General features: G+C 52.9%; 14 protein-coding genes. All 14 read left to right on the plus strand.

The genetic code is table 11. The features are described from left to right. Positions 1-42: 42 nt before the first annotated feature. The 14 genes from NGM62_RS13120 to NGM62_RS13185 all read left to right on the plus strand — a co-directional run bounded on the left by NGM62_RS13120 (position 43) and on the right by NGM62_RS13185 (position 25081). Entirely contained in the window at positions 43-1134 is a 1092-nt protein-coding gene (locus NGM62_RS13120; RefSeq protein ID WP_262248581.1) for a DUF4990 domain-containing protein, read from the plus strand. 45 nt (positions 1135-1179) lie between these two features. Next, positions 1180-4464, plus strand: a complete 3285-nt coding sequence (locus NGM62_RS13125) for a SusC/RagA family TonB-linked outer membrane protein (RefSeq protein WP_262248583.1) — start codon at positions 1180-1182, stop codon at positions 4462-4464. A gap of 18 nt (positions 4465-4482) precedes the next feature. Next, complete coding sequence (locus tag NGM62_RS13130) at positions 4483-6147, plus strand: RagB/SusD family nutrient uptake outer membrane protein (RefSeq protein WP_262248585.1); 1665 nt, start codon at positions 4483-4485, stop codon at positions 6145-6147. A gap of 108 nt (positions 6148-6255) precedes the next feature. Continuing rightward, positions 6256-6423: a hypothetical protein gene (locus NGM62_RS13135; protein ID WP_262248586.1), complete on the plus strand. Its 168-nt coding sequence runs from the start codon at positions 6256-6258 to the stop codon at positions 6421-6423. Beyond that, complete coding sequence (locus tag NGM62_RS13140; RefSeq protein WP_262248587.1) at positions 6420-7205, plus strand: rhamnogalacturonan acetylesterase; 786 nt, start codon at positions 6420-6422, stop codon at positions 7203-7205. The genes NGM62_RS13135 and NGM62_RS13140 overlap by 4 nt, the downstream gene beginning before the upstream one ends. Positions 7206-7229: 24 nt before the next feature. After that, positions 7230-8390 (plus strand): glycoside hydrolase family 88/105 protein, encoded by a 1161-nt coding sequence (locus tag NGM62_RS13145; RefSeq protein ID WP_262248588.1) that lies wholly within the window; start codon positions 7230-7232, stop codon positions 8388-8390. Between the two features lie 344 nt (positions 8391-8734). After that, positions 8735-9937, plus strand: coding sequence for a glycoside hydrolase family 88/105 protein (locus NGM62_RS13150; protein ID WP_262248589.1), 1203 nt, complete (start codon positions 8735-8737; stop codon positions 9935-9937). A gap of 187 nt (positions 9938-10124) precedes the next feature. After that, positions 10125-12326, plus strand: a complete 2202-nt coding sequence (locus tag NGM62_RS13155; protein WP_262248591.1) for a fasciclin domain-containing protein — start codon at positions 10125-10127, stop codon at positions 12324-12326. 33 nt (positions 12327-12359) lie between these two features. Continuing rightward, positions 12360-15614, plus strand: a complete 3255-nt coding sequence (locus tag NGM62_RS13160; RefSeq protein ID WP_262248592.1) for a SusC/RagA family TonB-linked outer membrane protein — start codon at positions 12360-12362, stop codon at positions 15612-15614. Positions 15615-15626: 12 nt separating this feature from the next. Continuing rightward, positions 15627-17096 carry a RagB/SusD family nutrient uptake outer membrane protein gene (locus NGM62_RS13165; protein WP_262248593.1) on the plus strand — a complete coding sequence of 490 codons (1470 nt, stop codon included), beginning with the start codon at positions 15627-15629 and terminating at the stop codon, positions 17094-17096. A gap of 9 nt (positions 17097-17105) precedes the next feature. Next, positions 17106-18716 carry a fasciclin domain-containing protein gene (locus tag NGM62_RS13170; RefSeq protein WP_262248594.1) on the plus strand — a complete coding sequence of 537 codons (1611 nt, stop codon included), beginning with the start codon at positions 17106-17108 and terminating at the stop codon, positions 18714-18716. 11 nt (positions 18717-18727) lie between these two features. Next, positions 18728-20317: a fasciclin domain-containing protein gene (locus NGM62_RS13175; protein WP_262248596.1), complete on the plus strand. Its 1590-nt coding sequence runs from the start codon at positions 18728-18730 to the stop codon at positions 20315-20317. 11 nt (positions 20318-20328) lie between these two features. Next, the gene (locus NGM62_RS13180; protein WP_262248598.1) at positions 20329-23457 is read left to right on the plus strand and encodes a SusC/RagA family TonB-linked outer membrane protein; all 3129 of its coding nucleotides are present in this window, start codon (positions 20329-20331) and stop codon (positions 23455-23457) included. Positions 23458-23470: 13 nt separating this feature from the next. Beyond that, complete coding sequence (locus NGM62_RS13185; RefSeq protein WP_262248600.1) at positions 23471-25081, plus strand: RagB/SusD family protein; 1611 nt, start codon at positions 23471-23473, stop codon at positions 25079-25081. Position 25082 lies beyond the last annotated feature (1 nt).

Below are 25082 nucleotides of genomic sequence, written 5' to 3' on the forward strand. Positions count from 1 at the left end.
ATACCGTGAAAAGGTGCTAAAACTTTAAAAGCGAAATCCCTGTTGAAAGGGGCCTATGCTTGCGTAACGCATTTAACCAAGAGCGGCACCCCCGATAAACGGATATACTATTTCGCCTATCCCGGTGAAAAGCCAAAATTTGATTTTTCTAACATCAAGCCGGAAGGGAAGCGGGTATCGGCATTTTGGGTAAATGCCGATTGGTTGCACATAAAAGGCATTGAAGTAGTCGGTGTGCAGGTAACCATCTCCGACAGGAATACGCAATCGGAGTGTTTTTCCAATAGTGGCAGCCACAACATTTACGAAGGCCTTGAGATGCACGATGGGATGGGGATTGGATTTTTCTCCAGAGCAGGTGGCTACAACCTCATCCTGAATTGCGATGCATGGCGGAATTACGATCCGGTGTGCGACGCTGCTGGCGGCGCCAACGGTGGTAACGTCGACGGATTCGGTAGCCACTATAGCTCGCCCGGCGATGGGCCGAATATCTTTAGGGGGTGCCGCGCATGGTACAACAGCGACGACGGGTTTGATTGCATCAATAACGGCGAGGTAACCATCATAGAGAACTGCTGGGCGTTTTACAACGGTTATTCGTATGAGGGTGAAGCCGATGCTTTTCATTCCCGAGGGGATGGTAACGGCTTTAAGGCGGGTGGCTATGGAAGGAACCCAGAGGTTTCTGAACTGCCGGTGCCTGTACCGCGTAACGAAGTGAGGTTCAGTTTGGCGGTGGGGAACAAATCGAAGGGATTTGATGCCAATTACCATGCGGCAGGCCTGTTATGGTATAACAATACGGCTTACCGAAACAACCACAATTTCCACATGGAAACAGCAGCCAAAGCATCCCCCGATGCAACGACGCTCAGCTTCGTGCCAGGGCGTAACCATGTGCTGGTTAATAACTTAAGTTTCAAAGGCCGCAGCACCAACCTGACACGTATTGTAGAAACGACTTGCTTGATGCTAAATAATGCATTTGATCAGCAGTTCACCGACTCGGATTTTGTCAGTTTGGACGAAACCCAATTGTCGGCACCCCGAAAGCCCGATGGCACCTTACCCGATATCACGCTGTTGCAACTGAAGGGCGAGAATAGTTTCGGTGCTTTTGCCAGGCCATGAGAAGAATAAGCACGAATTTACCATATAAACAATAATCTTAACAGGATGGAACAAATTACAGTAACAAAGTTCTGCAGCAAACCATTGCTCCTAGCCTTGCTGTGTGCGGGGTTTGCAGGCGGGTCGCCAATCGTGGCCCAAGCAGGTAACCCAGCGGCAGGAATTGTCCAACAATCCGCTATCAAAGGAACGGTCATTGATGAAAACGGAACACCCATCGCTGGCGCAAGTGTAGCCGTGGAGGGAACGTCAATCAGCGCTGTATCGGATGAAAACGGTGGTTTCACATTGACCAATATACCGGAAAGTGCAAGGCTAACCGTCAGTTACTTGGGATATGCCACCCAAACCATTGCCGTGGGCGGGCAAACAACGATTAACGTGGCCCTTATACCAGATGAGCATACGCTGGACGAAGCCGTGGTTATCGGCTATGGAACCGTCAAGAAAAGTTCACTGACGGCAGCAGTTTCCCGGATGGATGCCCGGGCCATTGAAAACCGGCCGCTGGCCCGTGCCGAATCTGCTTTACAAGGGCAGCTGGCGGGTGTTGCTGTGCGTACCACCACGGGCGAGCCCGGTGCGGATATGCAGATCCGGGTGCGTGGCGCTGCTTCTGTCAACGCCAGTTCCGATCCGTTGTATGTGGTGGACGGGATGCCCATCAATACGTTGAGCGGTATTAATCCGGCGGACATTGCCTCCATCGAGGTGTTAAAGGACGCGGCATCTTCTGCTATCTATGGTTCCCGTGGCTCGAACGGAGTGGTGATTGTCACCACGAAAAAGGGAACACGGGGTAAGCCACAGATTTCATTCAATGCGAACTATGGCAGCCAGGCGCTGGAGAAAAAAATGGATATATTAAGCGCAACCGAATGGATGGAGTTCCGCTTGAAGAGCAATGATGCGACTTACCTACGCGATGTGCGGGCGAGGGGTATCACGGACGCCAGTATTTCCGATTCGAATGCTGAAAGGCTGGAGAATATGGGTATAGCCCAAGGTACGTCGGGCGGGTTTAATTATATTTTCGACGAACGTTGGTTCAACTACCTGAGCGATGACATCTCCTCCAAATATTCTTATACCCCCAACCCCGAGGAATTGAGCATATTGGATTGGCAAGACGAATTTTACCGGAATGCGGCCATCCAGGATTACAATATCAATGTGGCTGGCGGTTCCGAAAATACGCGCTATGTATTCTCCGGCGGGTATATGAACCAGGAAGGTATGGCGGTAGGCACGTCGTACGATCGATTTTCTTTCCGCACGAATGTAGAGTCCAAAATCAATGATTACCTCTCCGCGGGATTGACGCTGGCACCAACCTACATCCGCCGTGATGGTGCAGGGCGGGCCAATGGCAAAGACAGTAGGTCGCACCATGTACTGTCATCAACGCCGGTAGCCGGACCCGGTGTGGGCTACCTCACTAATGTAAAACCGAATGTACGTTATGACTGGGCCGGAAGCGCATCCAGCCCAACCTATTTCATGGACACCAACATCCGTCATGATGACCTACTGCGGGGTATGGGTAGTGCCTTTGTGCGGATAACGCCGCTTGAAGGGTTACAGGTAGAATTGTCTGCCTCGGCCAACTACTATGATATAGAGGGAGCGACTTACACGTTTTCCAGTACCAGTGGTAACTGGGCGCAGGGTGATGGGGTGAATTCATCCGGGAGTCACAATACCGAGCGCGAATGGAGTTCATTGCTCCAAGCACTCGTAAATTATGATCGCACGTTCGGCAAACATGCTATCAGTGCTATGGTAGGTACGTCAGCAGAACAGAGTAACATCGGTTTCGGTACCAACCAATCCTTTAACAGACCGTTCCCCAACGACGCGATTGTCTATTCGTTCGATGGGTCGAAAGTGGCCGTGGGTGCTTCAACGGTACGGCAGTTGACTCCAAACAAGCTCGCGTCGGTATTCGGCCGGTTATCTTATAATTTCAATGACCGATACCTGCTCTCGGGTAGTCTACGCTACGATGGCGGTTCGGTTTTCGGAGCCGACAACAAATGGGGTATCTTCCCGGCGATTTCCGGTGGATGGGTGATTTCTAACGAAAACTTTTTCAAAGACTTTGATCTTTCGTGGTGGAGTTTGCTGAAACTCAGGGCGAGTTATGGTGCCACGGGTAATAATGCGATCAGCTATACAGCAGCTTACCCCTCACTTACCGCAGCCATATACGCGGGCGAGGCAGGCTACAGTGCTAACTCACTCGGCAACCCCGACCTCGGTTGGGAGAAAACCCACAGTACTGATCTTGCCATCGACTTAGGTTTTGTACAGAATCGTATCCAACTGTCATTGGATTGGTACACCAAGACAACCGAAGACCTGCTGTATCAAGTTCCTACCATGGGGGCTTCTGGGTTCACAAGCGTATGGGATAACCTGGGTACCATTCACAACAAAGGCTTTGAAATTGAGCTGAACACCAGTAACTTCACTGGAGACTTCAAGTGGAACACCGCATTTAACCTTTCTTATAACAAAAACAACGTCGTCGCACTGGGTGTGGATGATACCCCGATTTATTCGGGCTTTGATGGCAGTAATTCATCCAACGTCTTGATGGTTGGCCGCCCCATCAATACCTTCTACATGTATGACGCCGTAGGGGTCTGGACCACGCAACAGGAAATCGACGACTTCAGTGCAGCTCACGGCGGGGCACCTGTTACCTTTGAGGGGAAAACCATTTTCCCGGGAGACATCCGCTATCGCGACGTGAACGGCGATGGTGTTTTCACGAAAGAGGGCGATCGCGACTTTTTGGGTAACCCTACACCGACAATGGTATATGGGATGAGCAATACATTCGCCTATAAAAATTTTGACTTGTCGATCTTGCTCACTGCACAAACAGGCGGTAAAATATTTGGGGTGATTGGGCGTGCCATTGACCGTCCAAGCATGGGAGCAAGTAGCAACGTAATGGGCCATTGGCGGGATGCATGGTGGTCGGAAGACGAACCGGGGAACGGCCACGTTCCCTACCTGCTGAGCACCACAACGGGTACGACATTGGATTCCCGCTGGTTGTATTCTTCAGATTACCTACGTGTCAAGAACCTGACATTAGGGTACAAGCTACCCATTGTACAGTCACGCATTTCCCATGCACGACTATTCTTGTCGGTTGAAAACTTGGCCAGATGGGATAAGTATTACGGAGGGTATTCGCCCGAAGCGGCGAATACAGCCTCCAGCGCCTCGCCAGGCGGGCAGAGTGCCGTTGGACTGGATTATAGTGGGTATCCCATACCCCGTATATTCACGTTCGGGGTAAATCTTACGTTCTAACTACTAAATTGGAATACAATGAAAATGCAAATTCATATTAAACAGCTAACCGTAGCGGCACTCATGGTGCTTACAGCTACTTCGTGTAACGATTTCTTGGATGTGCCACCAACTGACCTGCTGGGTTCGGATGGTTTCTACCAAACGCCTACCCAATCGGAACAAGGCATTATTGGTATTTATGCTAACCTAAGGGACTTGGCGACCGATGAATACCTATACATGTCGGAATGCCGTTCGGACAACACATGGGTGGAGCCCCAAACCAACGGACTCCGGGAGTTCTCAGAGATCGGTACTTTCCGTGCCGGAGAAGATATCAGCACCTTTAACAATGCGTGGAACGCGTGGTATAGGGTCATTTACAACGCCAATATAGCAATAGAGAAAATACCCGAAAGTGATTTCGGCACGAACGATGCGATGAAAGCACAGTTTTTGGGCGAGGCCCATTTTCTAAGAGGGTGGGCATATTTTGAGCTGGCCAGGTTATTCGGTAACGTGCCGTTGATTGACAGGCCGATGAAGCCGGCCGAAGTAAAAGAAATTCCGCAATCTACGGCAAAGGAAATCATCGACCAGGTGGTTGTACCCGATTTATTAGCAGCGAAAGCTAATTTACCACTTGGTGCTGATATGGTCGATGCCACCAATAGTTCCATTGCCGGCAGTGGCCGTGCTGACCGTATTGCAGCACAAGCGATGCTTGGACGTGTATACATGACGCTGGCAGGGTTCCCGTTCAACGAGGCATCGGCATTGCCGCTGGCAGAGACGGAGCTGCGGGAAGTCATCGCGTTCTCGGAGAGCAACGGCAATAAATATTGGGCTCCAGACAGTACCGAATGGCGCAAACAATTCATGCCCGCAGAAGACTATTACAATAAATATTCCATCTTCGCAATACAATACCGCACCGGCGGCACGGGGAATCCGGCTATCTTCTGGGCAAGTCCGGCATTGCCGCCGACCTACACAAGCAGGCGGATATTTGGCAATAATATCTATGTCGAGAAATCACTGATGTATGAGTTTGATAAAAATTATACCGTTGATGGAGAAACCCAACGGGATGCACGGGGGCATGGCTATTCCATCCTGACGGGGTTTGACGGCGAACCTAATTTCCCCGCCTATACCAATGTGACCGAACCGCTTGAGCTCGCTGACGGTAGTGTGGTTGACGTACTTACACGTACCATGGTTTATAAACTCCTTCCGTCAAAACGCAAGATTGCCGCGCTGGGGATGTCGATTGATGCGGAAGCCGGGCTGGTCGATGATTACGACTGGGGGGTGAACCTGCCCATCATCCGGTTGGAGGATGTGCTGCTGATGTATGCTGAAATATTAGCGCCGAAAGATGTAGATGGTGCCATGGCTATCGTAAACCGCATACGCGAACGGGCAGGGTGTTCGCCCGAGACGGCGTCAAATGCTGCGGAAGCACTTGCCCTTGTGAAGCGTGAGCGCCAAATCGAATTTCTCGGCGAAGGCATCCGGTGGTTCGATCTTGTCCGTTGGAATGAATGGCAATCGGCAATCACGTCCATGTTCGATCGTTACAATAACCCCGAAGGAACGAATAATAGCAATGTGCAAGGCGGGCGGTACTTGTACCCCATACCGCTGGCTCAGCTGAACGTGAAACCGGGCTTTTATACCCAGAATGAGGGGTATTAGAGGCTGTGTCTGGAACATTTTTACCCGAAAATTGGTTTTTTATTACGGGTCAGCCCTGCGTTGAATCGGTAGTTTTGTGGTGAATCTTGTCATTAACAAAACAGAGTTATGCTGGGGATAATTACAAAACAGTTGCTATGGGCCTCGCTGGACAGAGGAGGTGATGTGTTCGTTCCATGGCGTTTGTTGGTTGATAATCCTGGCTTTTACCTGGACGAAGGTATTCCGTCGTCGGCTCAGGTGGGGAATAACGCAGAAAAATCAAAAGAAAAATGACGACAAAATTTAGCATGACCGTATCGGTGTCGCTTGTTGCCATAGTGGCGCTCACGCTCCTGTCGTTTTCGCTGAGGCAGCAGAAACCAACGATTCACCTGATTGGCGATTCGACAGTGAAAAATGGCCAAGGTGATGGCCGTAACGGCCAATGGGGGTGGGGCTCGGTGTTGCCGGCTTATATCGATACCACGGAAGTCGCAGTAGCCAATCACGCCTTGGGCGGTACCAGTTCGCGGACCTACCTAACCCGTGGGTTGTGGGAAAAGGTGTTGGCACAGATGAAGGCCGGCGATTACCTACTTATCCAGTTTGGCCATAACGATGGAGGGCCCCTGGATGATACCGCACGGGCCCGGGGTACCATACGCGGTATCGGGGAGGATACCCGTGAAATTTTCAATCCCATTACCCGGCAAGAGGAAACAGTCCATACCTATGGATGGTACCTGTCGAAATTTATACAGGATGCCCGGTCGAAAGGGGTGTATACGGTCGTATGCTCCCCGATTCCCAGAAACCAGTGGGAAGAGGGGGAGGTAAAGCGCGGTACGGATGGCTATCCGCTTTGGGCACGTCAGGTTGCCGAACGCGAGCACTGCGATTTCATTCCACTGCACGACTTGATTGCCGATTATTACGATGAGATAGGGAAGCAGCGGGTAGCTCATTTGTTCGAAGACGACCACACCCATACGAGTTTGGCGGGCGCTGAAATCAATGCGAAAATCGTGGCCAATGCTTTTAACAGCGCTGCCCGGAAATCTAGTACAGAACCTTAAAACAGACATAAATTGAATCCTGAGATGAACAAGCAAAGCTGGTTACCTGTTTTTTCAATCGTATTGACCACATTACTGCCCGTTCTTGGTTACGGCAGCGACAAATTGCCTGCAAAGGCCGATGTGCTGCGAGACCTGCGGCGAGCCAATGCATATTTCATGGAAAAGTGGCCGGACCCCGGAAAGACCATCGTGACCAACAGGGAGCGGCCCGCCAACATTTGGACGCGTGCCGTGTATTACGAAGGACTCATGGCACTGTACGCCATCGATACCGATAAACGGTACTATGACTATGCGGTCGAATGGGGTGAGAAGCACCAGTGGTCCACAGCATACCAACCCATCACCCGGAATGCCGACAACCAATGCTGCGGACAAACATATATCGATCTTTACCGCATCGATAACAACCCGGTGTATATCCAAAACATCAAGGATAATGTCGACCTGATGGTAAACAGTGAGGGCGTAGGCGACTGGGACTGGATCGACGCCATCCAGATGGCAATGCCTGTATTTACGAAGCTGGGGGCTACCTTCGATGATACACGGTACTTCGATAAGATGTATGCGTTGTATAGCCATGCCAAATACCGGGAGGGCGGCAACGGGCTCTACAATCCCGAAGATAAACTGTGGTGGCGCGACAAAGACTTTGTACCGCCGTACCGGGAGCCCAATGGCGAAGATTGTTATTGGTCGCGCGGGAACGGATGGGTCGTTGCCGCATTGGTGCGGGTGCTGGAGGAGTTGCCACGGACCGATCCGCATTATGAAGAATACCAACAAGACCTGAAGGCCATGTTATCGGCGCTGGTGCCGCTGCAACGTGCAGATGGCTTCTGGAACGTGAGCCTGCACGACCCCAACCATTACGGCGGCAAAGAGACGAGCGGCACGGCGCTTTTTGCCTACGGCATGGCGTGGGCACTGAACAAGGGGCTGGTGGACCGTGACGTGTACCTGCCGGCCGTTGCCAAGGCCTGGCACGCCCTTGCAAGCGAAGCGCTACACGAAGACGGATTCCTGGGCTACGTGCAGGGCACGGGCAAGGAACCGAAGGATGGGCAGCCGGTAACGTTTACAAGCAGACCCGACTTCGAGGATTACGGTTTAGGGTGCTTCCTGCTCGCAGGTACCGAGGTGTATAAAATGGCGGGTGGGAATAATGACAGCAGGTAGGTAGCCGAGAACACGCAGTCGGTTTCGCTGTAATTCACCATGTTCCGCAATCGATACCGGTATCGATTGCGTAAATTGGGAATAGCGTATCGTTTTCTTTTTATTGCGCTGATATATAGCATTTTGTTTTAAGTGTTTTGATGACACGGTCAGGACGCTACAGGATGCTGTCGCTTCTTAAAACGCGTAATATTGCATCAGCTAATCGCTGTTATAAACTGGTTGTTGAAACCGATTGAACTGAGTAAATAATTTCGAGGATTTTAACTTTTAGATTACGGTCAATGCTATCGCGTCATTTACGGAAACTGGTCTTTTTTCAATTACTCTGTGTCGCTGTCTTTTTGCTGGCTCAACCTAAGACGGGCTACGCACAGGATTGCGACATCGACATTGTCCGGCGGGTTGCGGATTATGTGCTGGATACGGCAGCGTTCGGTTTTATCGACAAAGAAGGAAACATATATAGCAAGGCCAGCGATATTCCCGAAGGGGTTGAAGCGGCATTCCAGACAACCTATGGTGCATGGCATTATACCAATGGGGTGGTCAATATGGCCATGCTTCATCTCGCGGCGTTCACGGGCGACAAGCGATACGCACAGTATGCGAAAGACCATGTAGCTTTCGGGTTTGCAAACTACGCGGTGTTTCAACAGCGGTTTAAACATGATCGCCCCCACCACCAGTTTCCGTTCGGCCAGCTTTGGACCATGGAAGAACTGGACGATTTCGGGGCAATGAGCGCCAGCATATTGGAAGTCTATAAGTTGCAGCCTGAAGAAGCATACCGCGATTATGTCATGCGAGGTATAAAACGGCTCAGTGAGGGGCAGGCGCGGTTGGCCGATGGAACGTTGGTACGCACTTTCCCGGTAGATAAAACGTTGTGGGCAGATGACCTTTACATGAGTGTGCCTTTTCTCGCGCGTATGGCTGAATTTACGGGCAATCCGCGTTATTTTGATGATGCCGTAAACCAGGTGCTCAACTTCGACAAGTATTTATGGAACCCATACAACGGTCTGTATTACCATTGCTATTATTCACCCACGGGCCAAAACGGAGTGGCACATTGGGGGCGTAGCAATGGCTGGATTGTACTCGCCCAATTGCATCTGCTAGACCGCCTTCCGGAAGACCACCCGAATCGGGCAGCTATCATCCGCAATTTGCAGAAGGAGTTGATCGGGCTAGCCCGGCACCAAAACCAGGATGGCCTTTGGCATCAATTGCTCGATAAGCCGGATTCTTATGTGGAGACCTCCGCCACGGCCATGTTTGTGCAAGGCTTTGCCAAAGCGGTGAACGAAGGCTGGTTGGGGAAAAATTATGCCTCCGTTGCACTAAAAGGATGGGAGGGGATGAAAGAACACTTCATCAAGCCCGATGGACAGGTGAGCGACATTTGCGTTGGGACAGGAATCAAAGATGACTTGCAGTTTTACTACACCCGACCGGCCCGGCCGAATGAAAAGCATGGTGTCGGCTCGGTGATCGATGCGGGTATCGAAGTGATTAAATTGAAGCGTATGTTGGCCGATTGAACGTACGCTGAATCGAATATAATAGTAGATAAAACGAATTATATGTAATAATTTTTACCCAACTGGCCATAGTTGCCCGCCTCGTGCAAATGTTGTGCACGGTACGCTTTTTCGAATGGAAAGACCTATTGCGCTATATGGTAGCCTGGTTGCCAAGTATTAACGCTAATGAATTATGTATAAACCGATGATTAGATTATTTTGCTATGCTTGTTTGCTTTTGGTGTGTTTTACGCAATGCGAGAAACAACCCTGGGAGCAGCACTATGAACGGCCTGACTGGTTACGGGGTAACGCATGGGAAGTGCTTGAAGAACGCGGTAATTTCAGCTTGTTTCTAACAGCTGCTGAGCGGGCCGGATTCAAGGACGTTCTCACCGGTAAAGTGGTTGCTACCGTAATGGCTCCCAATGATGAAGCCATGCAAGCCTACCTTCAGGCGCACGGCTTAGGTGCGGTAGAGACCATCCCGATCGACGTGCTGCGGAAATTGATTGGATTCCACCTGGTCTATTATGCGTACGACCGGGCGAAGTTTGACAATTACCAACCTTACGGCTTTGGTTTCGAAGTGCCGGACGAAGCGGGCTTGTTTTACAAACACCGCACCCGGAGCCGCGATACCGTCACCGTGTGGCGCGATCCGGTAACCCAGTTGGACCGCACCGTATTCCATAAGGAACGCTTTTTACCGGTGTTTTCAGCAACTCATTTCGCTACGAAAGAAATCGATGCCAAGCGCAATTATGAATATTTCTACCCCCAAAACACATGGGATGAAAGCGCGGGCGAATTCCGTATCGCGAACGCGGGCGTCGAAGAATACGCTATTCCAACCGACAATGGGTACCTATATGTCATAGACGAGGTGCTTGAACCGGTCGAAACTGTGCATGCCTTGTTGGGCCGGGAGCCGGCATACACGAAGTTCACGGACCTCTACGACCGCTTTATAGACTTCTGGTACGATGATGCCACGACCGCGGAGTATAGCGGCTTGGCCGATTCGTTGTTCATCGTACGTCATGGGTCGCTACCCCAGATTGCATCCGAGTGGTCATACAACGGAGAGGGTGCACTGCGTGATTACGCCAACCTCGCAGCCCTTTCGTACGAAGCATTCAACGTGTTTGCGCCGAATAACGACGCCCTCAATGATTTCTTCCAGTCGTACTGGGCCGACTACTATCCGTCGATCGATCAGGTCAATTTCCTACCGCTGGCCATGCTGCTCAACAACCACGTTTATCAGGGCAACATCGTATTCCCCGATGAGATTGCACAGGGCGACAAAATCACCAGTTCCTACGGAAACCCGATCGTGTTCGATCCCTATACCGAAGTATCGGCCAAAGGGCTGGGTACCAATGGCGTGTTCTATGGCCTGAATACCGTGGTGGTACCCAAAATGTTTTATAGCGTTACCGGTCCGCTGTTGCAAAACCCTGATTATCAAATGTTCCTTCACATGATCGCCAGTACGAACGTCATCCAGCCGTTGATGAGCGATGTGGTAGACTATACCTTATTCATTCCGTCAGACGAAGTTGTGCAAAACACATTATATGGCGAGAGTTTCCTCTTTTGGAACGAAGGCCATCCCCTCAGGTACGGCGACGAAGCCGTGGAAGTGGAAAACACCGAGGGAATCCGGGTGCCCATGGGGCAGGGGGCCATGGATCAGTTTGTGTCTACGCACATCGCTTCCGGCCGCATCACGCAGTTCGATGGCAAACAGGTGTTTCGCACGCGGATGCCATTTAACTACTTGTACGTTACAGACGAAGGTGTAGCCTCGCCGGCGTCGTACAACTTGGGCATCTTCCACCCCGTCCGAGCCATTCCCGGCGATTGGACGAACGGCCTCGTGTATGCCACCGACGCCGCACTGCTGCGGGAGCCCGGCAGCCTCAAATTTTCGATTGCAGGTGCCACAAGTTCAACAAGTACACTGAATGAGTTTTCTGAATTTTCCGCATTGCTCAACCGTGCCGGGCTACTCCCAAGCGGCGCGCAGTTATCATTCTTGCTGGGCGAGCGCTTTTTGCTCTTTGCACCTTCCAACGAAGCAATCCGTGCAGCACTCACAACCGGGGGCATCATCCCCGACGATAGCGACGCCCTGGCGGAATACCTCAAGTACTACTTCGTGCCCATCAATGAAAACTCCCTCAGCGACTATCCGTTCCCCGGATTCGGGGTGCAGGGCGATTGGCGTACCGCGCATATATCAGAAGGCGAACGTTCCGTCTTATCGTTGACCGATCAAGGCAACGGGCTGCAACTGCGAGATGCATCGGGGCAAGTGGCTAACATCATCAGCGATTTCCCCAAAACGTTCAATGACGGAGCGATATATCAAATAGACAGGCTACTGTCAGCAAATTAATTGGCGGTTATCATGCGTTTAAAAAATATAGGAATGAAAGGTAAAAGACTTTTATTGGGCTTCTTGTTGCTATGGACCACCTGTTCCATTGCGCAGCAGTCCGACATACTGCGGGGCAAGATAACGGGTTCCGACGGCAGTGCCTTGGCAGGGGCCACGGTTTTCATCGAAAACCGGGAAAACCGGAACCTGAATGGCTCGTCTACCGACGCCAACGGGCTTTTCCAGATCGGCGTACCCGGTCAGTCCGACTTGACCGTGGTTTTTTCGTGCATCGGCTACGAAACACGCCGCGTGCCGTACACCGGTCAGGGAACGCTCAATATCACATTGACGCTGGCCGACCAGCAACTCGAAGAGGTAACCGTCGAAGCGCGCCAACCCCAGCAGATCAATAGCATGGGAATATCATACCGCAACCAGGTGTCGGCTACCGAGCGGTTCAATATGGAAGAGGTGGAATTGATGCCTTTTACTTCCATCGAGGCCGGCCTACAGGGCCGTATGGCCAACGTAGACATCGTAGCCGGTGCCGATCCGGGGTCGCGGAGTTCCATTCGCATCCGCGGTACATCCTCGCTCAACGCCAACTCCGAACCTTTGATTGTCGTGGACGGCGTGCCGTATCCCACCACCATCCAGGATGGTTTTGATTTTGCCACGGCTACCGACGAGGATTTCGGGGCGATGGTTAATATCTCACCCGCCGATATCGAATCCATCGAAGTATTGAAAGACGCGGTGGCTACTGCCATCTGGGGGTCGCAGGGCGCCAACGGCGTATTGATTTTCACCACCAAGCGGGGCCGCACAGGGAAAACCCGGTTTTCGTTCTCCAGCAAACTCGATATGAAGCGCGAGCCGGGCACCATCCCGTTGCTTGATGGCAGCCAGTACGTGAGCCTTATTCAGGACGGCGTATGGAATACCGTCAATGACCTCGGATATTCGGGGGGAAGCAATTATACGGATCTGCTGTATAACACCAACGAAATCAATTTCAACCCCGACTGGGTATACTTCAATGAGTACAACCAAAACACCAAATGGATGGACGAGGTGACCCAACTGGGCTATTTCATCGATAATTCACTGTCCATGAGCGGAGGCGGCGAGAAAGCTACCTACCGACTGTCGCTGGGCTACCTCAACGAAATCGGCACTACCGTCGGCACCGATTTCAACCGGTACAACTCATTGCTCAGCATCAATTACAAGTTCTCCCGCCGCTTGCAGGTGGTCGCCGATATGTCGTATTCGCGGAGCAACCGTAACAGCTCATGGTCCATGAGTGGCCTGCAAACACCACGGGCAATCGCCATGACCCGCATGCCCAACATGAGCCCCTACGTAATCGGGCCCGATGGCCGCTGGACCGACGAGTATTTCACGCCACGGCTCAATTTCCAGGGCGGCTTCGAAGATGCGTCGGCAAAGAGTAAAATCTACAACCCCGTGGCCATGGTCAACGAATCGCTCAACAACTCGGTGGGCGAGAATGCCCGGGTTATTTTCCGGTTGATATACGACGTTGTTCCCGGCCTGCAATATACCGGTACGGCAAGTTTCGATACCCGTTCAAACAAGAACCGGAAATTCCTGCCCCAATCCGTTACCGGTGTGTCTTGGGTAAACGAATACTTCAACCGGGGGTCTGACATGCTCTCAGACGAACTGCACCTCAATACCGAAAATAAATTCATTTACAATAAGGCCGTGGGCGACGACCACCATTTCATCCTGAGTGCATTGTTCCAAACCAACGAGTCGCGTAGATTCAGCTACGCCAGCGAGACGGCTGGGAACGCCTCATCTGGACTATCCGACCCCACAGCGGGCGGATCGGTGGTTGCCATGAACTCCGGCAATCAATTGGAGCGTCGCTTGGGGGCCATCTCCAACTTCCATTATACTTTCAAAGGGAAATACATCGTAAATGGAGGGTACCGTTGGGAGGCCAATTCAAGTCTTGGCCACCAGCACCGCTGGGCCGGCTTCCCCGCCTTCGGCGCCGCCTGGCACCTGGGCGATGAGCCATTCATCAAAGACCTTGGCTTTATCCAACTGGCGAAGCTCCGCTACAGCTGGGGCAAGAGTGGAAATGCGCCCGGCGGCGCATGGCCTTACCTCGGCGTGTTCGAGCCGATAACGCCCGGATATATGGGTATGACGGCCATCAATCCTACGCGGATGCAGCTGGAGAACCTCAAATGGGAAACCATCACACAGAGCAACTTCGGCTTCGAGGTGTCCATGTTGGACGACCGGCTGTTTATGGGGGTAGACATCTACGACCGCAAGACCACCGATCTATTGCAGAAAGATGTAACCATGCCCAGTTCGTCCGGGTTCGGAACGATGAAATATTACAACTCCGGTGTCCTGTACAACCGCGGGTGGGAGCTGATGTTCAATTACGATATCGTGCGCAATACTGACTGGCGGGTACAAGTCAATTTCAACCTATCGCGCAACCGCAATGAAGTGGTGGAACTGCCAGATAACATGCAGTTTGAAAACTACGAGTTTAAAAACGGCGACTACGCCCACCGCATCGTCGAAGGTAACCCCATTGGCTCGTTCTACGGTTACAGGCACCTCGGCGTGTACCAGAACGTGGATGAGACCTACGCCCGGGATTTACAGGGTAACCTCATCTACGACATCGACGGTGAACCCGTATACATGTTCAACGGACCGCGCCAAGTCTATCCCGGTGATGCCAAATATGCCGACATCAACGGCGATGGCGTGATTAACCAATACGACATCGTTTACCTCGGCAACGCCATGCCGCTGTTCACCGGTGGCGGGGGCTTCACGGTACGTTACAAAGATTTCATGCTTACGTCGTTCTTCCACGGCCGGTTCGGAAACAAAGTGGTGAACGCCGCACGCATGAACACGGAAAGTATGATCGGGCCGGGCAACCAAAGCTTAGCGGTGCTGCGGCGCTGGCGGCATGAAGGCGACGACACCGAAATTCCGCGAGCGCTGTACGGCCAAGGCTACAACTACCTCGGGTCAGACCGTTTCGTGGAAGATGCCTCCTTCATACGGCTCAAATCGCTGTCCCTGCGGTATTCGCTGCCCAAAACGTTCCTGCAGCGCCACGGCGTCGAACGCTTCGACGTGTTTATGACCATCCAGGACCTCTTCACCTGGACCAAATACACCGGGTTGGACCCGGAAGTGTCGCTGTCCAACGATATTTTTATGCTGAGCCGCGACGGCGCGAATACACCCCGCCCCAGGCGGTATGCACTGGGTATCATGTTTGACTTTTAATCCGCAGCAACGATGAAACGAATTTGGATATATGTATTGATAATAGCGCTGGTACCCCTGAGCGCATGCGAGAAGTGGTTGGATACCTTGCCGGAAAACGAGCAGGTGAGCGACCTGTACTGGCAAGACGGCGAAGAAGTGGAAGCCGTGTTGGGCGCAGCCTATGTACGGTTGCGCGAAACCCTGCAAACCCAGCTGATTTGGGGCGAAGCACGCGGCAATGGGCTGGCACTAGGAGGGTTTGTGTTCGTGGATGTACTCCGCATGAAACAGTTTGACCTTACGCCCTCCAATGAGTTCGTGAAGTGGGGCAAGTATTACGAGATTATTAACCTGGCCAACATGGTCATCAAGTACGCACCCGATGTGGTGGAACGGGACCCTTCCTTCAGCGAGCCGGTGATGCATTCCTTCCTGTCGGAAGCCTATTACCTCCGGGCCTTGAGCTATTTCTTCCTGGTACGCAACTTCCGGGAGGTGCCGCTTATCCTGGAGCCTTACATGAGCGATGAGCAGGAGTTTGAAGTCGAGAAATCGGCCGAGGGCGATATCTATTTGCAGATTGTCGCCGATCTGCAGGCAGCAATCCCGGCCAGTAAGGAAACCTGGCCCACCGAGTGGGAAAGCAAAGGCCGGGCCACCAAATGGAGCATCCATGCCTTGTTGGCCGATGTGTCGCTATGGACCGAACAGTACGATCAGGCCATCGCGTCGTGCGATGCCATCCTCGAATCGGGCTGGATTGGCCTGCTCGACGGCATGGTAAACAACCAAAACCAATGGTTTACCATTTTCAGCGAAGGGAATACCAATGAGAGTATTTTTGAACTCCAGTTTGATTTTGCCCAAAGCCAAACCAACGACCTGATTTCATGGTTCGGAAGCAATTACCAATGGGTTATTTCGCCGGTGTTGGTGGAGCAATTCGGCTTCGCGCCCGAAGACATCCGGGGTGCCGGGGCAACGTACACGGCCGGCGACCTGCGGCTTTGGAAATACCTGGGTGCTGAGGCCAACACGACGATTCCACGACCCGAAAACGACCAGAACTGGATACTCTACCGCATGGCCGACATCTACCTGATGAAGGCGGAAGCCTTGGTGATGAAAGGCGAGGCATGGTATGGCGAAGCACTGGATCTCGTTAACCGTATCCGGCAGCGCGCCGGTATCAGCGCTCCGTTGCCCGGCGCGTCCACCGAGCTGGAAATGCTGGATCTAGTACTCAACGAGCGGGCAAAGGAATTTGTCGGTGAAGCCAAGCGCTGGTACGATATCCTCCGGGTAGCCAAGCGCAACCAATACGAATACAAAGAATACCTGATCACCCAGGTGCTCGTCGGTGTGCAAGGCGGATCGGCGCCGGTAATCCGGTCGAAATTGCTCAATGAAAACAGCCACTACCTACCGATTCACTTCGATGAGCTGAAGGCCAACCGGCTGTTGACCCAGAATCCGTATTACGATAACCTTAGTCAATAAATGACCGTTATGAAGAAGAATATATTAGTCTCCGCAAAACAATACAGTCTTCTGCTCCTGACGCTGTGTTTTTGCTTCCAGTCGTGCAAAGACTTGTATGAAGACGAAACGTTCACGGCGTTCGAGGAGCTGCCCATCGGGATGTACCTCAAGGAAAACGGCGATCAGTTCGGCCGGTGGGTGGCCCTGCTTGAACGCGCCGGGCTGTATGCCACGCTGAACCTCAATACCACTTACACCCTTTTTGCCCCATCCAATGAGGGCGTAGACCGTTACCTCCAAGCCCACGGCTACGGGTCGGTGACCGATATTCCCAAAGATGAGGCCGCCTACTTGGTGCGCTACCACCTCATCCACGGCGTTGAGGTAGACCTGGGGCAATTCCAGAGTGGTGCCATCAACGACCGTAATGAAACGGATGATAACCTGTCTATCGAAGTGCGGGATGGCGGGCTTGATGCCTTTTATCTGAATGGTGAATCGCGGTTTCTCCAATTTGATATCCGGGCAACAAATGGTATCATCCACGCCATTGAAGATGTGGTCGTTCCGCTTACGGCAACCATCGCCGACCGGCTCGAAGAACGCTATGGCATCTTCTACGAAGCTGTCGTGGCCACCGGCTATGAAGACATGCTGCGCACCGTTGTCACCGAAGAGGTTGGCCCCGGTGGATTTCCCATCAAAGTACGGTACCGGTATACGGTGTTTGCCGTGGCCGACGAGGTCTATGCGCAAGCCGAAATCCATAGCCTGGCCGAGCTGGCCGAGCAGTTGCAGGCGGGTAGCGGACCGTATGACGATCCGGCCAACCCGCTGCACGAGTACGTGTCGTACCACATCATGGATCAATGGCGTTCGTTTGCCGAACTGGGGGCATTCCCCGAAGGTGAACGCGTGAAAAACCTCAATACGTATGCACGCAATCAACTGATCAGCATAACGGACGAACTTGGTGAACTGATTGTGAACTACGACCCCGGGGCCGGCAGCGAAGTCCGGTTCGTGGAATTCGACATTCCGGGTAAAAACGGCGTGGTGCATGAGTTGGACAACTGGACCCCCCTATTCACGCCGCCGCAAACGACAGTGATTTGGGAACTGACCGACTACCCCGACTTGGCGGCCAACGTAGACCAGTACCGCAACCCATCGCTGGGGGCACAATACAACCGTACTTTCCAGCTCGGCGAGTTGGAAAGCTACCATTGGTTTGCACAGCCCGAGGATAAGGCAAACGTGCTGACCTACCGCAACAACCGGTCGAACGACGGTATCTATTATACGGATGTGCTCAATTACGACCACCTGCGCATCGAACTGGGCGAATCGGGTTGGATAGAAATGGAGAGCCCCGTGATTGTGGCGGGTACGTATCGGCTGACAGTGGTATGGCCCAGCCCACGGCAAGCCAATCCAACCGGTCTTTGCTCCTTTGCGCTCGATGGGCAGATGCTCCGCCCACAGCACACCATATCCAACACCCGGGAAGACCGCGTGTTGGAAGAGACCCTCGGGATGGTCACCTTCGACGAAACGACGAGCCATACGCTGCGCGTGATTTCGCTCGATGGGCGCTTGATTACGTTGGATTACATCCGTTTTGAACCCATACAATAGGATATTCAGTTATGAAAAAATGGTATAAATTCATGATGGTGGCCTGCTTAGCAGTGGCTACTCTCGCATGTCAGAAGAAATGGGATGAACACTTCAAAGGTGACGGCGATACCGACAGCATCGTGTCGCCGCTCAATTTGCTGGAGTATCTCCAATCCGTACCCGAGTACAGCCGTTTCGTCGAAAAATTGGAAGAATTGGAAATTGCCGATGAATTGACGCGCGACCAGAACCTCTCGATATGGGTGGTGGCAAACGATCAGATGGATCGGTTGGCCACACTGGGCTTTGACGAACAGTACGTGATGGCCTATCACATCAACTACCTGAGCTTTGATTATACGAAGCTGCGGTCGGGCCTGCGGTTGCAGACCCTCAACGGCAAGTACATCCAGGTAACGCGAACGGATGATGAAATCCAGGTAGGCGACTCCTACGTGACCAAGGGCAACCAGCTGTGCCGGAACGGCGTAGTGCACGAAATAAACGAGCTGATGTTGCCCGAAGAGAGCATCTATGACTACCTCTTGGCCCTCGGTGAAGATTATTCCATCATCCGCGACTCGGTGCTGGCGCTCAACGATACGATTTTCGATATGGAAAACAGCATCCCGATTGGAGTGGATCCCACCGGCAACACGCTGTATGACTCGGTGTTCGTGATCAGTAACCCGATTTTCGATGCGGCCAACATCCGTTCCGAATTCGCGCAAGTGACCATGTTTTTGCCCAGCAATGCGGTTATCGAGCAATGTTTTGCAGACCTGGGCCGGCTCTATGAACAGTTTGGCAAAGACTTCCTTCCGGAAGACAGCCTGATTGCCTACCAGTGGATACGTGACGCGTCCTTCTATGATTACGTATTGGACTATTACGGCAGCGAACGGGATTTGGTATCGGCGCTCGGAAAGCTGTGGCGCACCGACGTACAGCAGGTTGATCCCAATTTCCGCCGCATGAGCAATGGCAGGATCTATGAAGTCACCCACCTCAAGATCCCGAACAACGTGCATATCCAGATGATTAAGCAACTCTTCCATTACTGGGAGTTCGTGCCCGACGAGGAAAAGGCGGAGCTGTTTACCTTGAATAACGTGACCGAGGTGCTCCCGACGAACCGGGACAACGTCAGTTTCCCGTCCATCGGCATCGACTCGTGGACCTATCGGACGCTGATTGTGCGGGGTGCATTGATTCCCGGCAAACCCCTGAGCATCGATTTCACTCCCATTATGCTCGAAAATAATCCCGATGGGACGACCGGTTACCGCGTGGTGGAAGTACCTCCGGGTGAATACAACCTCTATATGGGTTTCCGTTCGAGCGGGCACCCTTTCGTAAACATTTATGTGGATGGGAAATTAATCGGGAACTCGCTCAATGTGGTTCCGTCTACGCCGTGGAACTACGACCGATCCACCAACACCGTATCCGGCACGCGCTACAACGGATGGGGTGGCCTGGTTGGCCCGGTTGTCATCGACGGCGATGCGATACGGAGTTTCAGGATAAAAGTTGAATTTGCCGGATTGAGTAGTGGAACTGTCGAAATGATAGAACCCTACCACTGGGCATTGGTACCTACCCAAAATAACTATTAACAGCTATGATCGTGAACACTTTTTTCAATAATAAGCAGACAAGACGCCGCCTCCTTTTCTGGGTAGCCTCGTTATGCGGGTTAGGATCCCTTGCCATGCCGGCGTATGCCCAGCAGGACAGCGTGGTGTTGACCGGACAGGTGATGAGCGGTTTTGACGGTGCACCACTCACGGATGTGGTGGTGTCTATACCGGGTTCCGACCAGGTTGCCCAAACCGATGGGAACGGGAAGTACCGCCTGACACTGCCCGCCGAGGCAGTGGAAGTGATGTTCTGGATGCCGGGGTATTACAGTGCCACGCTGCCTATACTGGGGCGCCGCAACATCGTGGTTACCTTGGTGCCGGATAGCCGCGTGAAATACTACGATGGCGAGCCGGCCCAGCACCCGCTACACCGCGTCGGGGACGCCCTTTACCAACGCGATTTCCGGTTGGGGGCCGTATCGCTTGAGCAAGCGATCCAGGGGCAGTTTGCTGGGCTGAATGTGATCCGCAAGGGCGGCATGCCCGGCGACGGCGCAGCAATGCACTTCCGTGGCATACGGTCGTTCGAAGGAACGAATACACCGCTGGTAGTACTAAACGGCGTACCTTATATGCCGGATGCCGGTTTATCGCCTATCATTGGGGGCTACTCCGCCAACCCTTTCAACCCGTTCCACATCCGTGACATACACCACGTGCGCCTGCTCAAGGGGGCCGAAACCGCTTTATATGGCTCGCTGGGGTCTAACGGCGTGTTGCTAATCGAAACATCGGCACCGGAAGATATGGAAACGGTGATCGAGTTTTCCGGGCATTACGGCGTGGCGCAAAACCGGGCAACACTGCCCGTATTGAATACACACGATTTTAAAAGCCTGATCGGCGACGTGGGTTTAACCCAGTTTGAAGACATGGCAGACCTGCTCAATTTCTTCCCTTTTCTGCGCGATGATCCAGGTTATTACTACAACTTTTTGTATAATGCCGAGAGCGACTGGCAGGGTATGATTTACCGCCCCGCTTTCGTAACCGACAACCACCTGCGGGTGAAAGGCGGTGATGCGGTGGCCAAGTATAACCTTTCGCTGGGTGTAACCAACCAGGGCGGCACCTTAGACAACAGCGTACTCACACGCTATTCCACGCGGCTGAACGCATCGGTGGGCCTGGGCCGGAAAATAGATCTCCTCGGAACGGTCGGCTTGTCGTACCTTACCGGCAACCTGCACGAGCAGGGGATGCTGCAGGCAACAAACCCTATCCTGACCGCCTTGAACAAAGCGCCGATCCTGAGTCCGTATACCAAAGACGAATACAACAACGAACTGCCCACTTACGATGTGGTGCGGCAATTCAATATCAGTAATCCGCTGGCCGTACTTCATACCACCCGGATCAGGTCGGATGTGTATGATGTGTTTGTGAATGCCGGATTGAATTACCGGCCGAATGCCGATTGGACCCTCGGCACCACGTTCGGTGTTTACACCAACTACACCCGGCAGTCTACGTTCATCCCCGGCCTGTCCAGCCGGTCCATTGTTCCGCTGGAAAACGGTATCGCGCTCAACACCTCACGCAGCGGCTCGGGGCAGGTTTCCAATCTGTTCTACCGCCTCAGTGCGCAGTACGAAAAGCAATTGGGTGCCAACCGGGTGGAAGCCGGTGGTGGCTATCAGTTGATGGTGGTGCGCAACGAGTTTGATGCAGGCCGCGGGCGGAATACCAGCTCCGACTTTTACCGCACCCTGAGCCACGTGAGTGTGGATGGGCGAGCGTTCTGGGGGTTCAATGAACCGTGGAACTGGATGAGCACGTATGCGTACGGGCGTTACCACTGGCACAACCTGCTTTCCTTTTCAGCCTACCTCTCGGTAGACGGTGCTTCGTCCACCGGCGCGGCAGCCGATCGGTTTGGGTTCTTCCCCGGCGGCGAAGTGCGCTGGCAACTCGCCAACCTCGAAGGGATGAAAGCCAACCGGTGGTTAGACCAACTCGATATCCGGATAGGCTATGCGCTTACCGGCAACAGCCAGTACTCATCAAAGCTGAGCCAGCCCGCTTACACCAGCCAACTGTACCGCCAGCTTTCGGGCATTATTGTGGGAAACATACCGAATAACAGCCTCCGTTGGGAAGACAACCGGAATTTCGATGCTGCGATTGACTTGGGTGTCCTCAACAAGCGGATCCGTGCGTCGCTGGGTTATTACCAGACCCGTTCAACGAACCTCGTCCAAGCCCGTGGCGCATCGCCTGTCGCCGGTCTCGGCTTCCAGTATGTAAACGGTGGCGAGATCAGCAACCGCGGGTTTGAAGTGGACGTGTCGGCCGCATTGATCGAAAAGCGCGATGTGGCTCTCACCGTCGGTGGAACCTTTTCGACCTACAACAGCGAGGTGGCAAGTCTGGGTGGCGATCAGCAGCGCATCCATGAACTGGCCGACGGGGTTGCGATGATTTCGGCCGTTGGCCAAGCACCGTATGCGTTTTACGGATTTGAGGCGAACGAAGTCATGCCATCGGCCAGTGCCGCAGCGGCAGCCGGTCTGGTGGATTTCAAGGGGCTTCCTTTTAGTGCCGGCGATATCCGCTTTACCGATCGTAACGCCGATGGTGTGATCGACAGGGCCGACCGCACGGTTATCGGCGATCCCACCCCAGATTTCTTCGGAGGCGCTTATTTCGATGTGCGCTATAAGCAGCTATCACTAACCGGCCATTTCAACTTCAGCTACGGCAACGAAATTTACAATGGTGTGCGCCGGAATTCTGAATCGATGGAGAGCTATGCCAACCAGTCGACCGCCGTGTTGCGCCGTTGGAAGGCAGATGGACAGGTTACCGACATTCCACGTGCCGAATACGGCGACCCCATGGGGAATGCTCGGTTTTCATCGCGCTGGATCGAAGACGGTTCATTTCTCCGGCTGGCGAACTTAACCCTGCGTTATCGGGTGGAAAATGCACGGATACAGGTGCTCAATGGTGCCGAAATCTATGTGGTGGGTGAAAACTTGGCTACATGGACCAAATACCTGGGCTTCGACCCCGAAACCACCTATGGAAGCAACCCGATGTATATGGGGCTCGACTACGGGAATTTGGCCCAACCCCAAACATTCAGGGCGGGGATTAATTTGACATTCTAAAAAACGAATAACGATGAAATTACAGATCATTATCCCATGCATGCTGCTCCTGTTTTCGACAAGCTGTTCGACGTTTTTCGATGTCGAATCAGATGACCTCTTGAAGGAAGAAGCGTACATCGGTGAAGGGAATGAACTTTACTCCGGTTACATGGGCATTGCCGCCAAGATGCAGGCGGTGGCAGACCACGCTATCTTTTTATCCGAACTGCGGGGCGATCTGCTGGAACCTACGGCCAACGCCCCACAAGAACTGTGGGACATCTATAACCACCAGTCGCTGGAAGGAAATGCCTTTGCAGACCCCAAAGGGTATTATGAGGTGATCCTGAATGCGAATAATTACATTCACAAAGCACTGGAGTTCCGCACCAACTACCCGCGCGCGGTAGAAGCGGAGCACATCGGCCCGTTGGTGAGTGGAGCCATCCGGTTCAAGGTATGGGCTTACCTCATGCTGGGGAAGCTGTACGGCGAAGCCGCCTACACCGATGAACCCCACATCGAATTGGAAGGACTCGCGTCGTTACCTGTGCTCACCATCGATGAGCTGTTCCCGCGGTTGATCCAACTGATGGAAGCGGGTACCAATGGCATCCACGGCCGAACGGTGCTGAACTGGGGTAACATCTTGTATCCCGGGGTCAACGTTCAAGAGCAAGACTTGGTGTGGAACATGATCTGCCCATCGCCCGAGCCGTTGCTCATGGAGCTCTACCTCTGGACCGGGCAGTACAGCCGGGTAGTCGAAATCGGGATGCCTTTGATTGCGACTACCAATTACTTAATTGATAACAATTTCTACAACGGCGAGTGGATAGAGCCGTTTACACGCAACCCGGTGTCAATGACCCGCGTGTTGATGAACATTGTCCCCTTTGATTTCGAGCGGAACCAGACGAACCGATTGATCCGTTTTTTCTCGAATACGTATCCTTCCGTGTACTACCTACGGCCCACTGACGTGGCCATGGACCGGTTCAGGCGGCAGGTGCGCCTTGATGGAAACACCATTGGCGATTTCTACCGTGGGCAAAACTATACGTTTGCCCTGCAGAACGGCGATTGGGTAATCCGCAAGTTCTCGCGCGATCGCGAATCTGCATCCGAAATCCATAAGAATAACGTACACATTGTGTTGTACCGCGACTCCGACTTGCATTTCTTCATCTTGGAAGCCCTCAACCAATTGGAACTGTTTGATGAAGCCGAGGCGTTACTCAACGACGGCATCAACCTCTATTTATCGCGCAACGCCGGAAACTTGCAGTACCCCTTCAACAACGAAGTGTGGAACGCCCGGTTGGCAGCTAACTGGGGCATCCGCCGGCGGGTAGACGTAGGCCCGGTATATCCGCAAGGCCTTTCTAAGAATGACCTGGATACGCCCGAAAAGGTAGCCGCTTACAAGAAGGCAATTGACGAACTGATTGTGGAGGAAACCTGCATGGAAAGCGCAGGCGAGGCCCGTTCGTATTTTGCGATGATCCGCATTGCGAGGCGGTGGAACGACCCAACGATCTTGGCCGACCGGGTGAGTGCCAAGTACGACGAGGGAATGCAACAGGCGATACACGACCAGTTGATGAACCCGGAGAACTGGTTTGTAGATTATCCATTGTAGC

This window comes from Parapedobacter soli, assembly GCF_025460835.1.
Classification (GTDB): Bacteria; Bacteroidota; Bacteroidia; order Sphingobacteriales; family Sphingobacteriaceae; genus Parapedobacter; species Parapedobacter soli.